The following is a 14,898-nucleotide window of genomic DNA, read 5'->3' as shown; positions in this document are numbered from 1 at the left end:
CTCGAGATTCTCGCGAGTCCAAATTCCGATTACAGCGCATGTCCCGGATTTTCGTTAGTACGCGGACTTTTGACCAAAGCTTGCCCACGCGGTTCTAATGACGATGCGGGTATCCAACCATAAGCTCCAATTGTTGATGTACCACAGGTCATGCTCCACGCGCTTCTGCATCAGCTCGAGCGCGCGGGTTTCTCCGCGGTAACCATTGACCTGGGCCCAGCCGGTGATGCCTGGCTTGACGTGGTGGCGGAAGGCGTAGTTGCCGATGATCTGCTCATATTCGGTATTGTGGGCGGCCGCGTGCGGGCGGGGGCCGACCAGCGACATGTCGCCCTTGAGCACGTTGAAGAGCTGGGGCAGCTCGTCGATCGAGGTCTTGCGCAGCCATTTGCCGATCGGTGTGACGCGCGGATCGTTCTTCTGCGCCTGCTGAATAGTCGGGCCGTCCTCGAGCACGCGCATGGTGCGGAACTTGAAGATCTTGAACGCGCGCCCGCCGAAGCCGTGGCGGGTCTGGCGGAAGAACACCGGCCCCGGCGAGGTCAGCTTGATCAGGAGCGCGGTCACCAGCATCACCGGCGCGAACACGAACAGCGCAAAACTCGCGCCGGAAAGGTCCAGCGCGCGCTTGAGCGCGCGTTCGCGCCACGTGAGCGGTGCGCGGCGCAGCTCGGCGGTGAAAGTGTTGCCGGTGCCGACCAGCGGATAGCGGAGGAAGCGCGCCGTGGTGGGGTCCGGCACCAGATGGACTGGTACGGGGAGGATCTTCAGCGCGTCCAAAATGCTGTCGATCGCATGCTGCCGGCTCCAGTTGATCAGGAGGAAGACGTGCTCGATCCGGTGCTCGCGCGCGTAATTGATCAGCTCCTCGAAACGCGGCGCCAGCGAGGACAGCAGCAGGGGCGAGGCGAGCTCCTTGGCCGGGATCTCCATCACGCGCATCAGACGGTAACCGTGCTGGCCGAGGTCGTCGACCGCGTTGGACGAGGTGGCAAGGCCGAACTCAGCGATTAGAAGCGCCCGTCCGTTGGCGAAGGCGCCGGTGCGTAAGGCATGCGCCGTCCAGCGCGCCGCCACGGTCTTCCAGGCCAGCAGGGCGGCAAGGCCGACCAGGTAGAACGAGATCGTGGTGCCGCGGGAGAACGCGTCGCTGACCTTCATCGTGAAGGCAATCGCTAGCAGCGCGCCGAACAGGCCGGTCCACGTTGTCAGCGTCATCCGGAACGTGGGGGGCAGGTTGGTGACCGTCTTGAGGCGATAGCCCCGCTGCACGACCATCAGCAGGACGAAGTTTATTGCCACCAGCACGCTCGCTGCCGCATAGACGTCCGCCTTGCCGAGCACGCCCGCGGAGACGAGGTGATAGCCGACCGCGCAGCCGATGCCGCTCACCACGATCAGCGCCCCATCCACTAGCGCCAGCAGACGCTCGACGACCACAGGTCGCAGCCAGCTCGGCGCAAATCCCCCAGATGAGGATGCGATCGGCTCGACCACACGAATTTCCGTCGTCGAATCAGCGACGGGCACCGGCCGAGTGGAAAGAAGTGTCATCCTGCCAAAATCCATTGACGCAAAATTTATCAGCCCGAACAAGCCGTGCTATCGGGCAAAATCACTGTTAGAACAAGGCGAAGGAAAAATTAACCTTACCCCACAAGCGTGCATTGTAGCCCATCCCGCCTCGACTGATATGTTAAATTTCACAACCCGTTAGGAAGTCCTCGTTGCCTCGCACCCAGTCCCGGCGGCGAACCCGGTCGAGAGGGAAGCGGTACCTCGCCATTGGCCTTGCAGCCCTCGCTTTGGCGGGACTAGTGCTGCTCCTTTTTCGTCCCGATGCGGCGCCCCTCCGAGCTCCGACGGCGTCCAAGCCCGTCGCGATCAAGCTCCTCCTTGATGGGCCCTATGGCGGGCGGTTTGCCGGCGAGCTCGCTGCATCCAGGCAGGGATATTTCTCCTCCCGAATTGAGGTCTCGGCTCAGCCCGATAGCTCTGACTTCGTCCAAACCATTGCACGCCAACATGCCATCGGCGTGACGAGCGGCCAGAACTTCCTGCTGGCAAGCTGGCGCGGCATCCCCGTGACTGCGTTTGCCGCAAGCTTCCTGGATACCTCTGTCGCGATCTTCACGCTCGAAAGCTCGGGCTTGCGGCGGCCGGCCGATCTGGTGGGAAAGCGAGTCGGCTACCGCAGGGCGAGTGAGGGAGACGTCGTGTTTGATGCCATGATGGCGCAACTCGGGCTTCCACGCAGTCAGATCACCAAGGTGCCTGACGGCGACAGCTTCGAAAGCCTGAGGGCCGGGGAGGTGGATGCGATCATCGCCGCCATCGATGCGCAGCCCGATCCCTCCGGTCCGACCTTCGTGAAGCTGAACGTCATTAAGCCGCAGGACTACGGCATCCACGTCCCGGGTTTGGTCTATTTCGCAAGCAATGATCTCATCCATGACCGGCCGTCCGTGATCGCCGACGTGCTCCAAGGCATCATTCGAGGATGGCAATTTGCCTATCGGGACTATGCACAGAGCGTGCCCGTTCTTGCCGGTCCAGCCGGGCTAACAACCGAGCGGCTGAGATTCGAGCTACAGCAGCAGCGCCCGCTGGTGCTGCCGACCGGCGGCCGCTTCGGCGACTACGACGAAAGCCGCTGGCGGACGCTTCGGGATGTCCTCCTTTTCGCCAAGCTTGGCGAGGAAGATGTGCCCTTGGCTCAGACGGTCAACTACCAGTTTCTTCGAGATGTGTACCGCCGTTCACCCGATCTCGCTGCTCCCGGCGCCTGGAGCGAGGAAAAATAGGACCAAGAAGCCACACTTGCGCGCCATATCTTCCCAAAAGGCCCTGGGCCGCCCCAGCATCAGTTGCATTTCCGCCGGTGGCTTTGGTAAAGTTCGGTTCACTATTTGGGCTAGTCGCGGAGTGGCTTTACGGATCGATACGTTGGTCGGCTGGGGTCTGACAAGCGCGAGTCGGGGATCAAATCCGCAGGGGCGAGGAGCTTTTTGGATGTTTAAGACGTTGATGCGAGCAGGTCTTTTGGCTGCAATCGTTACCTTGTGTGCAGCGAGCGGAGCGAGCGCCGCAATGCAGATGCCCGCCCCGGCCGCCCTGCTCACAGGTGAGAGCCAAGCGACGACTGTTACGTTCTGGGCGCAGCCGTATCCCTACCGATATGTGCCGCGGCGCCACTGTCCGTTGGTGCGGGTCGAGACGCCCTATGGCTGGTACATGGACCGTGTTTGCGCGCCTGTCGGTCCTGTCTTGCGTCGGGCGTACTGAGATTGAAGTAAACTGAGCGGCGACTGCCGTCGGTCACGATCCATTCCAAGGCAGTCGCACAGTTGATGCGGCTGCCTTGCTCGTTTTTGTTTCATTGTGTGCTGATCATTTGTGCGCGCAGCGCAGGTTCACCATGAATATGTTTGTCGGGCCGGGGCAGGCTGTCGCATGGTGAAGATTGTGTTAGCAGATTGGCGGGGCTGCATCGGCAGCGTGATTGCGTAAAGCGACCGGTCGCCGGATCTCGCAAGGTGGCGCGATCCAGCCGGAAGCTGACAGAGGATACGATGACAGGGGCTTCAACCTACGATCTCACGGGCAAGCGTGTCTTCGTCGCGGGGCACCGGGGCATGGTGGGATCAGCTGTCGTCCGCCGGCTTGCGTCGGAGAATTGCACCGTACTGACGGCTGATCGGCGTGAGCTGGATCTCACAAAGGAAGAACCCACGCTCAGATGGCTCGAGGCCAATCGCCCGGACGTCGTGGTTCACGCCGCTGCAAAGGTTGGCGGTATCGCAGCCAACAACAATTTCCCGGTCGACTTTCTCTGCGACAATATTGCGCTGGAGTTGAGCGTCATCCGCGCAAGTCACGCGGTTGGTGTGCGGCGCCTGCTGTTCCTCGGCTCGTCCTGCATCTACCCCAAGCACGCTAAGCAGCCGATCGCCGAAAGCGAACTGCTAACGGGGCCGCTCGAGCCGACCAACGAGTGGTACGCAATCGCCAAGATTGCGGGACTCAAGATGTGCCAGGCGTATCGTCGGCAATATGGCGACGATTTCATCTCGGCGATGCCGACCAATCTCTACGGCCGCGGCGACAATTATCATCCGGATCATAGCCACGTCCCGGCCGCGTTAATCCGACGCTTCCACGAAGCCAAACTCGCCAATGCACCCAGCGTCGCGGTGTGGGGCACCGGCACGCCACTGCGCGAATTCCTCAATGTCGATGATTTTGCGGATGCCTGCGTTTTCCTTGTGAAGAACTATTCGAGTGACCAGCCGATCAATGTTGGCAGTGGTGACGAATTGTCTATTGCCGAATTCGCGACCACAGTCGCGGAGGTCGTGGGCTATGGAGGCAAGCTCGCTTTCGATACGTCCAAGCCTGATGGAACGCCACGTAAGTTGCTGGATAGCTCGAGAATCCGAGGGCTTGGTTGGCAAGCGAAGGTAACGTTGCGAGCCGGGCTCGCAGCGGCATACGCAGATTTTTTAAATGGCTCTGGGCGCCATCTGGAAGTCGGCGCAACGCGTTGAGTACACTACTTAGACTACAAAACCTTTCTTCTGAGCTTTTGAATTGGACGGTTTATGCGCATTCTCTTGGTCGGCATCAACTATGCTCCCGATCTGATCGGCGTGGCGAAGTACAACGCCGAGCTGTGCGAAAGCTTGGTAGCTGAGGGTCATGAAGTTCGAGTGATCACGGCGCCTCCCTATTATCCCGCCTGGAAGATCCCGCCCGCCTTCCAAGCCTCGTACTTTAGACCGCGAGCTGTTGATGGTGTTCGAGTAACGCGTACGCCTATTTATGTGCCCGGACATCCGTCGGGCGCAAAACGGCTGCTCCATCACGCTTCATTCGCGCTGACGAGCGCGGCGCCGGTCCTTGTTGAGGCGCTATCCTGGCGACCGGACGCTATGATCGCTGTCGCACCGTCGCTGATGTCGGCTGCCTTCGTCTCGTTCGTAGCCCGTCGCCTCGGTGCCAAATCATGGCTTCATGTGCAGGATTTTGAGGTGGACGCGGCATTCGATCTTGGTTTGCTGCGCAATGCTTCCTTACGAAAATGGATGCTTAAAGCCGAAGCGGCGATCCTCAAATCATTCGACCACGTGTCAACCATCTCTGAAGCGATGGTGGAGCGGTTGAGAATCAAGGGCCTGGGTCTCGACAAAACAGCGGAAGTGAGAAACTGGATCGACACCAACGTGATCTGTCCCGGTTCCCGGATGACCAAATACCGCCAGGAGCTGAAGTTGGGCGAGGCCGATATCGTTGGACTTTACTCCGGCACAATGTCGAACAAGCAAGGGCTCGAACTGGTTATCGAGGCGGCGATTGGGTTGGAGAAAAGTCATCCACAAATCCATTTCATTCTTGCAGGCGAAGGGCCTCACAAAATGAGGCTCGAGCAGCTTGCCGCCGGACATCCCAACATCCATTTTCTCGGCCTGCAGCCCAACAACAGCTTCAATCAATTAATGGCCACGGCCGACTTTCATGTGATTCCGCAGAAAGCTGAGGCCGCCGATCTTGTATTGCCCTCAAAACTTGGGGCGATCTTTGCGTCCGCTCGGCCGGTCGTGGCCATGGCCGAAGAAGGAACTGGGCTAGCACATGAAGTCACGGGTGCAGGTGTCGTGATTCCACCGGGAGATTCGTCTGCTCTTCAACTCGCGATCTCCCAGCTCAGCGAAGCTCCTGCTCTCTGCTGGCGCTACGGGGAAGAAGGAAGACGGCGTGCTATCAACCGTTGGGATCGACGCTCGATTGTTCGACGGTGGGCAGATGCAATGGAGGAGCGCGTTAGCCCAGCAGATGCTAACGACAATATTGTCCCGAAGGTAGAGGATGCCATCCGACTACCTTGAAGAGCGTGTGAGCTCAGATGGTTGCTGCAGCTGTGCTCAGGACACAGGAATTAATAGTGAATTGCAGTGTTGGTGTGAATAACAGGCGCAGGGCGCTACACTTTAAAACCAATTTATAGTCGGTTGCGTGAGATGATACACGACAAGATATTAACGAATGTTGGCTACCGCTCAGGTAGAGCCAAGCAAATACTAGTCACCGGCGGCGCTGGATTCCTTGGATCTCATCTCTGCGAGCGCTTGGTCCACGCCGGGCACGAAGTGCTTTGTGTGGACAACTTCTACACCGGCTCGAAGCGGAATCTGACCGCATTGCTCGATTCTTCCCGCTTCGAACTTATCCGGCATGATATTACCTTTCCGCTCTATTTAGAGGTCGACGAAATCTATAATTTGGCCTGCCCGGCCAGCCCTATTCACTATCAGTACGACCCAGTCCAGACGACCAAAACAAGTGTTCACGGATCGATAAATATGCTTGGCCTGGCTAAGAGGCTGAAGGCAAGAATCCTGCTCGCCTCAACCTCTGAAGTTTATGGCGATCCAGAGGTGCATCCACAGCCCGAGACCTATTGGGGAAGGGTAAATCCAATCGGGCCTCGCGCCTGCTATGATGAAGGGAAGCGATGCGCGGAGACCTTGTTCTTCGATTATCGGCGGCAGCACAATCTCTCAATTAAGGTCGCTCGAATATTCAATACTTATGGCCCTAGAATGCTGCCGAATGATGGGCGCGTCGTCTCAAACTTCATTGTCCAGGCGCTTACGAACGAGCCGATCACCATCTACGGCGACGGAAGTCAGACCCGCTCGTTTTGTTTTGTCGACGATCTCATTAGTGGCTTAGTGCGTTTGATGGAAACTCCAGACAGTCTCACGGGGCCAGTTAATCTCGGAAATCCGGCAGAGTTAAAAATTCTGCAGTTGGCTCAACTCATCATCGATATGATCGGCTCGAAGTCAGTCATCGATTTCAAGCCGCTTCCGACCGATGACCCAAAGCAACGTCAGCCGGACATTGCAAAAGCTAAGGAAGAGCTTGATTGGGTTCCATCAGTGTCACTGCATGACGGACTAACCAAAACAATTGCTTACTTCGAAAATTTGCTTATGGCGGACGACCTAGTATGACGAGGACTGTGCTCGTTACAGGTGGAGCGGGTTATGTGGGCTCTCACTGCTGTAAGGCGTTCGCGGAAGCTGGGTGGGGAGTCATAACTCTCGACAATCTCACAAGGGGATGGCGGGACGCGGTTCGGTGGGGTCCGTTGATCGAATGCGATATCAGAGATGGAGCGCGGGTACGGGATTTGCTGCATGTACATAAGCCAGAGTTGGTCGCGCATTTCGCCGCTCTGGCTTACGTAGGCGAGTCTACCAGTGACCCTGCTTCATACTACTCCAACAATACTGCGGGCACGCTGAGTTTGTTGGAAGCGATGCGGGCAACGGGGTGCAAAAACTTGATCTTCTCCAGCACGTGCGCAAGCTACGGTATTCCACAGAGCGTACCCATCGACGAAACTCATCCACAAGCGCCGATCAACCCGTACGGCTGGTCGAAAATGATAGTAGAACGGATGCTGGAAGACTTTGGTCGAGCCTATGATGTCGCTTCTGTCTCTTTGCGATATTTCAATGCTGCTGGATGTGATCCGAGCGGGGAAATAGGGGAGCGCCACGAGCCGGAGACACATGCTATTCCCTTGGCGATAGAAGCCGCTCGTCGCCTCGATCGCCCCTTCACTGTATTTGGAACCGATTTTCCAACGCCCGATGGGAGCGCGATCAGAGACTATGTGCATGTTGAAGACCTAGCTCGAGCTCATTTGCTCGCTGGCGAGATGCTTCTTACTCGAGGAGGTACTCATGTCTTTAATCTCGGGACAGGTCTTGGAACAAGCGTATTTCAACTGGTCGCGGCAGTGAAGCGCGTTACGCGAAGCGATCTAGCTATCCAGTGCGGACCTCGTCGCGCGGGAGATCCGCCAATGCTTGTTGCGTCCTTTGCCAAAGCCGAGCGCGAACTTGGTTGGAAACCGGAGAAATCGGAGATCGACTTCATAATTGAAACCGCACTCAGATGGCGCGATCGCCATCCTCTGAGCTGACTTGTCATTGCGATGCAACTCGAAGGACTCGTCTTGGGCCAAGGCGTTAAACATCTCGCCGTAAAAGCGCGCTCCGACATCGCGTGCGCAAGGCTTAGCGAAGGGATGATGGTCTTTTGGTGCGGCGACCGTCCGATCGGTGATATCATAGTGCACGAGGGCCGAGTCGAGAAATCGAGAATTGAACATATCGATGCCAATTTCATCTCGGAAATAAATGCAGAGCGGGAGACGCTTGTGAGGCCAGCTTGCTCGGCCAGCGTTGTCATTTGCACACGCGATCGACCAGCCGAACTCCGGGTTTGCCTATCTTCGCTACCTCTGCAAACGTATCCTCCGGGAGAAATCATCGTTGTTGATAACGCGTCTAAAGACGCGCGCACCCGGGAGGTGGCGCTGGCGGCGGGAGTGACCTACCTTCGAGAAGAGCGACCAGGTCTCGATATCGCTCGCAATACAGGAGCGCTTCGAGCAACTGGCGATATTGTAGCCTACACCGATGACGACGTGCTTCTCCATCCATGTTGGCTTGAGCGTTTGGTAGGAGCCTTCGACAAACCGGAAATCGCTGCCGTGACCGGGCTTGTACTTCCGGCCGAACTCGAGACGGAGGCACAGCGTCACTTTGAGACCTACTGGGGCTTTAACAAGGGCTACAAGCAAAAAGATATCGACGCGGAGACATTCAGATCTTTTCGCGGACGAGCTTTTCCTGCGTGGGAAATAGGCGCAGGTGCAAGCATGGCTTTTCGCCGGGAGGCATTCCAAAACGTCGGACTGTTCGATGAGCGCCTCGACGTCGGCCAAGCAGGTTGCTCGGGTGACTCGGAATATTGGTACCGTTTACTAGCGCACGGTCATACCTGCCGATATGCCCCCTCCTCGGTTGCGTTTCATTTCCATCGACGCACCATGGAAGGTTTGTCTAACCAGATCTACTATTATATGCGCGGCCACGCTGCGGCCCTTATGGTGCAGCATGAGCGGACGGGTATCAAAGCGAATAGGTTGCAAGCCTACTATCATCTTCCGCGTTGGTACATGGGCCGGGTTTTCAGAAGTGCCTGTGCAAAAACGAGGGCCGATGATCTTTTCCTTAAAGAAGAGATTGCAGGTTACCTCGCGGGCCTTCGTTTCTATCACAATGAGAGGCGCGGGAAATGACACGCGGGCGTGTCGTCTTTGTCACGATATATGCCGGTCCGCTGGCGACGAACAAGACGCAGCCATCACTTTGCGATCCGCTACGGACAAAAGTGGAGTGTGCCAAGGTAAGATCAGTGTGGCTCCGTTTTACTGCGAGGCTTCGCTGTGACGGTTAGTGGACACCTCGTGACAGTGGTCATACCCGCATTCAATGCAGCCTCGACGATTGACGAGACGCTCCGCAGTGTTAGATCGCAGTCACACGAGAAACTCGAAATAATAGTAGTAGATGACGGCTCCACGGACGGCACTTCTGCTGTCGTGCGGGAGCATGCTTTGATAGATCCTCGGGTCAGACTTATACCGCAAGAAAATGCTGGTGTGGCGGCTGCTCGGAACGCTGGATGGAGGAGCGCTCAAAGTGAGTTCGTAGCCTTCATAGACGCGGACGATCTTTGGGCCCCAAGAAATGTCGAGCGGCAACTCGAAGCCCTATTAGCCGCGGGGGAAAATACAGGTCTCGTGTACAGTTGGTATGCGTTAATCGACATTAGCAGTCGAATTCGGACCAAGTCCGCTCCAGTATATTTTTCCGGTGATGTGTTGAACAAACTGTTCGAAGGGAATTTCATTGGAAACGGTAGCGCGATCTTAGTTCGAAGAGAGTCCCTTCTTTCGACCAATGGTTTTGAAAGTGGGCTTCATGCGAGGGGAGCCCAGGGTTGCGAAGATCTTCTCTTCTACTGTCGTGTTGCCGAGAATTTTCGTTTTGCCGTAGTGCCAGAGTATCTCGTCGGCTACCGATACTCACCTGACAACATGTCAAGCAATATGCCGCGTATGCTTCGGTCTTGGTTGATTGTTATGGACGAAATGGAGAGGCGCTACCCGGATCGGAGAGGGGCGCTCATCTACGGGTTAAGAAATTACGGTGGCTATTTGCTTCACCAAGCAACGACCAAAGGTAGATTCGGATACTTCTTATCTATACTGATCCTTCTCATTCAGCGTGATCCTCTGGTGGCGGTCAAAGTTCTGAGCCACGATTTGCCTCGCAGCCTGGTCAGGGCGATCCGAAAAAGGCTAGAAGGCGAGCGCGATCAAGCTATTCGTTCAACTGTATCCCCATTCCCGATCGGAGATCCCGGTTAACGCCATGCTCGCCGTTCCAAGCAAAAGAATTAGTCGAGCACCATTGGCTGAGCTGTTGCTCCTTCTGAAGATCGCCTCACTCCCGCGCTGGACTACTCCCGTACTGATCTTTCTCGGATTTGCGTCTTCGCTAGCGGAAACCGTCGGAATCACGCTAGTGCTTCTCTTTTTTTACTTGGCGATGGGGCAGGTGGAGCTGGCAACATCCACGAGCGGCCTGCTAGGAGACGCGCTGCGATACGGCGCAACTTACTTTCAAAGCTCAGCTGAGGCTGCCGTTGTGGTTTTTCTTCTTATCCTAACGCGAGGGGGGATATCGTTTATCTATACTTATATCAGTGCCAGCGTAGGAGAGAGAATCAACGAGATCGCCAGAAATCGCGTGCATCTGCAATATTTATCGGCTTCCTACGCCTTCTTTCTTCGCCACGAGGAGGCTTATCTAATGGAGATGCTGGGGACCGAAACGTGGCTCATTTCCGGAGCTTATACGAGCTTCACACGCATCATCGTCAGCGCATGTTCGATTGTACTGTTCGCAGCTTGTCTCCTTGCACTCTCAATGAAGATCGCTGTTGTAGCCGTTGTTGCATCGTTGCTTGTGTCTGCCGGTTTGCGGCGGCTTTCCAAGCCGGTGCGAGCATTGGGTAGTAAGGTCAAGTGGGTACATCAAGAGCTAGGTTTGCACATGCTGATGTCCCTTCAGGCCATGCGAACAATACGCGCCTACGGTCAGGAAAAAGTACATCAAGAGAGATTTGAGCGTTCATCGGCCGAGGCTCGCGATATCTCTCTAGGGCTTGCACGGCTTTCAGCTCTTGTTTCTCCTCTCACCGAGGTAGGATATCTTTTTGTGCTGTGCCTCATCATCGTTATGGCTCAATTGTGGGATGGCAGCTTTGCGACCACCCTAACCGCAGTAGCGATACTCTATCGGCTGCAACCTCATGTGAGAGAGCTGGAGGGCAACTTGTTGAATATGACTCAGATCGAGCAGCGGTTGCGCTCGATTCGTGTCATGCTCTCCACCGAGGATAAAGAGTATCCGAACGCTGGTAAGTATCCTCTCGAGAAATTGGACCAGCGCATTGTGTTCGAAAAGGTCGATTTCCATTACGGAGAGCCTTCCAGCCCTATCCTGCGTGAGCTCTCCTTCGAAATTCCGGCAGGCAAGACAACTGCGCTAATCGGTGCCAGCGGCTCTGGGAAGACTACGATTGTAAATTTGCTACTTCGTCTCTATTCGCCGTCCGGCGGTCTCATACGAGTTGACGGTCGGCCGATGGAGGAAATCCGACGAGTCGATTGGTTGAGTCACCTCGCGATTGCCGGACAGGATATTGACGTCATTGAAGGAACGGTGATTGATAATGTGCGGCTGGCAAGGAGCTGCGCTTCAGCTGCCGAAGTCCTGGACGCGCTTCGGATTGCAGGAATTTCGGAGTTTGTTGAAGGTTTACCTAAGAAATTTGACACTTGGGTTGGCCAGCATGGGTTGCGCCTCTCCGGTGGACAGCGACAAAGGCTCGGGCTTGCCAGAGCAATCGTGCGCAACCCTGGATTCTTGATTCTCGATGAAGCGATGAGCGCACTGGATAGAGAATTGGAAGATAGCGTCCGGGAGTCGATCCGATCCCGTTTCCGCGGCCGAACCGTGCTCATTATCAGCCATCGCATGGAAACTATCCTAGATGCTGACCATTTGGTCTACATTGAAGCCGGCAAGTTACGCGCTCAGGGGCCGCCAGCGGAGTTGCTCAAGAACCCCGCGAGCCCACTTCGAAACGTTTTGGCAAATGGCAGCGTGTCTTAGGCTTGCTGAGCTTTGTACCCTTCTGCTCGAAAATAGAAGGAGTGCCGGGACGGACGAGCGTCGAGCTCTGGCTCGAAGGACCACGCTAATTCAACATGGAACTGCTTGAGGAGCAAGAACGAGGCGTTACGCCAGGCCGCGTGAGGATGCTCAGGTCGACCAGGAGGAAGCACGCCACCCGTCTCCGCCGCCGCCGTCGCTCGCCAGCGCTGCGCTGCGCTTTGGCTAATCGGGCGGCGGCATTCCGAAGAGTTGGCTCGGCTGCTGCAGCTGTGTTATGAAGTCTATTCGTGTCGGACAAAGTAGCGGAATCCATGCTGCTTGATAAGTTCGTCTCGCTTTGCGGACTCGACGTCTTCCTTCATCATTTCGCGGACAAGGGACTCAAATGAAGTTTTCGGCTGCCAGCCGAGCTTTTCTTTCGCTTTGGTTGGATCGCCGAGGAGGGTCGCGACCTCAGTGGGGCGGAAATAGCGGGGATCGACCGAAACAACACACTTGCCGGTCTTGGCGTCATATCCCTTTTCTTCGATCCCGTTTCCTTCCCAGCGGACCGTCATGCCGATTTCGTTGGCTGCTACATTGACAAAATCTCGGACTGAATGCTGCACGCCAGTTGCAATCACGAAATCCTCCGGCTTGTCCTGCTGCAGCATCAGCCATTGCATTTCGACGTAGTCACGCGCGTGTCCCCAATCGCGCAGGGCGTCCAGATTGCCGAGATAGAGCCTATCCTGCAGTCCCAAATGGATCCGCGCCAAAGCGCGCGTGATCTTTCGGGTCACGAAGGTCTCGCCGCGGACGGGAGATTCGTGGTTGAAGAGGATGCCGTTACAAGCGTACATCCCATAGGCTTCGCGGTAGTTGACCGTGATCCAATATGCGTAGAGCTTGGCTACAGCGTACGGCGAACGCGGGTAGAAAGGCGTAGTCTCCTTTTGCGGGATTTCCTGAACTAAGCCATACAGCTCGGACGTCGACGCCTGATAGAACCGAGTCGTTTTTTCCAATCCAACGATCCGCATCGCTTCGAGAATTCGAAGGGTGCCGAGACCGTCAGAGTTCGCGGTGTATTCTGGTTCCTCGAAGGAAACCGCCACATGGCTTTGTGCTGCGAGATTGTAGATCTCGTGCGGTTGCACTTGGCCCACGATACGTATCAGGCTCGAAGAGTCCGTTAGATCGCCGTAATGCAGGCGGAACGGTGGATTCGGCTCGTGTGGGTCCAGATAGAGGTGGTCGATACGATCCGTGTTGAACAGCGAAGTCCGGCGCTTGATGCCATGGACTTCATATCCCTTCTCCAGTAGCAATTCAGCGAGATAGGCGCCGTCTTGGCCGGTTACGCCAGTAATAAGTGCGCGTTTCTTTGTCATAATTATCTCTTGATTCGGTACCCGTTGGTACTCGAAAACGCAGGCAATAGGGAGATGGGCTGGACCAAAAAAGCAAGCTTAGATTAATGGCTTTCTAGGTCTGCGGAATAGGCAACAGACTCTCTCGATAAGGCTATTTTAGATTGATGCTCCCGGAGTAGTATCATAGCTCTATATAGACCTCTCCGATATACTTGACTGAGTTTTGCCTGGAGCTTCAGATTTTGGACAAACGCATAATCCCCCTGATCATGTGCGGCGGTGCCGGCACGCGGCTGTGGCCCGCTTCGCGCTATCTCGGGGAAGACGACATCATCCGGATTGAAGATGACTATCAAAGAGCCTAAGCAAAATCCGAATTGTGCATTGCAATGATCAGGCCGGGTCATGTGCGTCTGGTGCCCGGCGACGGTTTGCAGATTTCGGTCAGTACGTGATCTGCGTCCACAAGGACGAGGAGATCGCGGTGAGATCCCGATCCGCTAACCCCGGACTTGTCGAGTTGGTGGCAAATACCGTCAAAGCTAAGCGGCTGGATTGGACCATTGACCCGACTAAGCCGGTTCGCCGCGGCCGCTTCATCGCGGTCGGTACGCTCTCCTGATAACGCAGTCTCACACCGGCGACCATGGTGGTAACGAGACCGGCGGTGCTGGCCGGGACTTAACGCACTGGACGAAGTCTTGCCGCTTCCTCCCGGTGTTTAGCTTGTCTGCATAAACTCACGGAGGGAGATCAGTCGATCTGAGCTGCGCGCTTTAATAAAATTGCTCGGACGCGGAGACACTTTGAGGCGAACGAGTTCAAATGGATGGATATCTCAGCTGTGACGGACAACGCCCATTGATTGCCCAGTCGATTGCGTCGTAGATCGGAGCGGGCTGGAGGCGAGCCGAAGGAACGGCTGATGCCAACTACTCTCCAAGAACAACTGGACCAGGTCGAACGCGACATAAAGTTATACATGGAGTTTGATGCAAACGAGAAAGATCGTTTCAATCGCGAGTCTTACTTGTGGACTGCCGAGGATCGCATCGAGTGGCAGGAGATACAATCTGACAATGCTCAACGACTCCGAGAACTGCTCGAGGAGCGCGAAAGTTTGCGCAGCCGACTGGGCTTATGAGGGGACAATCGGATGGTTTGCCGTAAATCGCGAATGCGCCTCCGATTCGGGACACTAACGCGGTGCATTGGCTGTCGCTCCGTTCGCTAGTCGGCGGCGAAGGCTGGCATCACAAAGCACTTCCGCGATCGGCAGAGACCAAGCATGCAGGTTGGTCCACCAGGCTGTTTTGCCTCCATGTCGATGCAGACATGATCCCCCAAAGGGTACTGTGAACTCCACGTTGGCAGTTGTGTGAGTGTCCCCGGCAGCCGACCCTGACATACGTTCAAACGAAACTTAAAGCTCC

At 56.1% G+C, this 14,898-nt stretch carries 11 protein-coding genes; 9 read left to right on the top strand and 2 right to left on the bottom strand.

Going from position 1 to position 14,898, the window contains the following annotated elements; genetic code table 11:
- Nucleotides 1–54: 54 nt before the first annotated feature.
- Nucleotides 55–1,554: an undecaprenyl-phosphate glucose phosphotransferase gene (locus tag AB7M16_RS12070; RefSeq protein ID WP_453944028.1), complete on the bottom strand. Its 1,500-nt coding sequence runs from the start codon at nt 1,552–1,554 to the stop codon at nt 55–57.
- A gap of 263 nt (nt 1,555–1,817) precedes the next feature.
- Here AB7M16_RS12070 and AB7M16_RS12065 point away from each other — a divergent pair, with 263 nt between their 5' ends.
- The 8 genes from AB7M16_RS12065 to AB7M16_RS12030 all read left to right on the top strand — a co-directional run bounded on the left by AB7M16_RS12065 (nt 1,818) and on the right by AB7M16_RS12030 (nt 12,107).
- Nucleotides 1,818–2,804 carry an ABC transporter substrate-binding protein gene (locus AB7M16_RS12065; protein WP_453944027.1) on the top strand — a complete coding sequence of 329 codons (987 nt, stop codon included), beginning with the start codon at nt 1,818–1,820 and terminating at the stop codon, nt 2,802–2,804.
- A 768-nt stretch (nt 2,805–3,572) separates the two neighbouring features.
- Nucleotides 3,573–4,547: a GDP-L-fucose synthase family protein gene (locus AB7M16_RS12060; protein ID WP_453944026.1), complete on the top strand. Its 975-nt coding sequence runs from the start codon at nt 3,573–3,575 to the stop codon at nt 4,545–4,547.
- Between the two features lie 54 nt (nt 4,548–4,601).
- Nucleotides 4,602–5,885, top strand: coding sequence for a WcaI family glycosyltransferase (locus AB7M16_RS12055; RefSeq protein WP_453944025.1), 1,284 nt, complete (start codon nt 4,602–4,604; stop codon nt 5,883–5,885).
- Nucleotides 5,886–6,017: 132 nt separating this feature from the next.
- Entirely contained in the window at nt 6,018–7,016 is a 999-nt protein-coding gene (locus tag AB7M16_RS12050) for a UDP-glucuronic acid decarboxylase family protein (RefSeq protein ID WP_453944024.1), read from the top strand.
- The gene (gene galE, locus AB7M16_RS12045; protein WP_453944023.1) at nt 7,013–7,996 is read left to right on the top strand and encodes a UDP-glucose 4-epimerase GalE; all 984 of its coding nucleotides are present in this window, start codon (nt 7,013–7,015) and stop codon (nt 7,994–7,996) included. The genes AB7M16_RS12050 and galE overlap by 4 nt, the downstream gene beginning before the upstream one ends.
- A gap of 33 nt (nt 7,997–8,029) precedes the next feature.
- Nucleotides 8,030–9,160: a glycosyltransferase family 2 protein gene (locus tag AB7M16_RS12040; protein ID WP_453944022.1), complete on the top strand. Its 1,131-nt coding sequence runs from the start codon at nt 8,030–8,032 to the stop codon at nt 9,158–9,160.
- A gap of 168 nt (nt 9,161–9,328) precedes the next feature.
- A complete protein-coding gene (locus AB7M16_RS12035) occupies nt 9,329–10,294 on the top strand; it encodes a glycosyltransferase family 2 protein (RefSeq protein ID WP_453944021.1) in 966 nt (321 codons plus the stop codon).
- A gap of 43 nt (nt 10,295–10,337) precedes the next feature.
- Entirely contained in the window at nt 10,338–12,107 is a 1,770-nt protein-coding gene (locus tag AB7M16_RS12030) for an ABC transporter ATP-binding protein (protein WP_453944020.1), read from the top strand.
- A 284-nt stretch (nt 12,108–12,391) separates the two neighbouring features.
- Here the strand turns inward: AB7M16_RS12030 and gmd are convergent, their stop codons facing one another.
- Nucleotides 12,392–13,483, bottom strand: coding sequence for a GDP-mannose 4,6-dehydratase (gmd, locus tag AB7M16_RS12025; protein ID WP_453944019.1), 1,092 nt, complete (start codon nt 13,481–13,483; stop codon nt 12,392–12,394).
- A 907-nt stretch (nt 13,484–14,390) separates the two neighbouring features.
- Between gmd and AB7M16_RS12020 the strand changes: the two genes are divergently transcribed.
- On the top strand, nt 14,391–14,609 hold the full coding sequence (locus AB7M16_RS12020) for a hypothetical protein (RefSeq protein ID WP_453944018.1): 219 nt from the start codon (nt 14,391–14,393) through the stop codon (nt 14,607–14,609).
- Nucleotides 14,610–14,898: the final 289 nt, after the last annotated feature.

The sequence above is a fragment of the Bradyrhizobium sp. USDA 372 genome, from assembly GCF_053629095.1.
The sequence above is the reverse complement of the archived record's forward strand: the minus strand, read 5'-3'. Positions and strand labels throughout refer to the sequence as shown.

Excerpts from the sequence above, each read along its gene's own strand:
- AB7M16_RS12070 (WP_453944028.1), bottom strand. The coding sequence starts at position 1,554 with ATGACACTTCTTTCCACTCGGCCGGTGCCCGTCGCTGATTCGACGACG.
- AB7M16_RS12060 (WP_453944026.1), top strand. The coding sequence starts at position 3,573 with ATGACAGGGGCTTCAACCTACGATCTCACGGGCAAGCGTGTCTTCGTC.
- AB7M16_RS12055 (WP_453944025.1), top strand. The coding sequence starts at position 4,602 with ATGCGCATTCTCTTGGTCGGCATCAACTATGCTCCCGATCTGATCGGC.
- AB7M16_RS12050 (WP_453944024.1), top strand. The coding sequence starts at position 6,018 with ATGATACACGACAAGATATTAACGAATGTTGGCTACCGCTCAGGTAGA.
- galE (WP_453944023.1), top strand. The coding sequence starts at position 7,013 with ATGACGAGGACTGTGCTCGTTACAGGTGGAGCGGGTTATGTGGGCTCT.
- gmd (WP_453944019.1), bottom strand. The coding sequence starts at position 13,483 with ATGACAAAGAAACGCGCACTTATTACTGGCGTAACCGGCCAAGACGGC.
- AB7M16_RS12020 (WP_453944018.1), top strand. The coding sequence starts at position 14,391 with ATGCCAACTACTCTCCAAGAACAACTGGACCAGGTCGAACGCGACATA.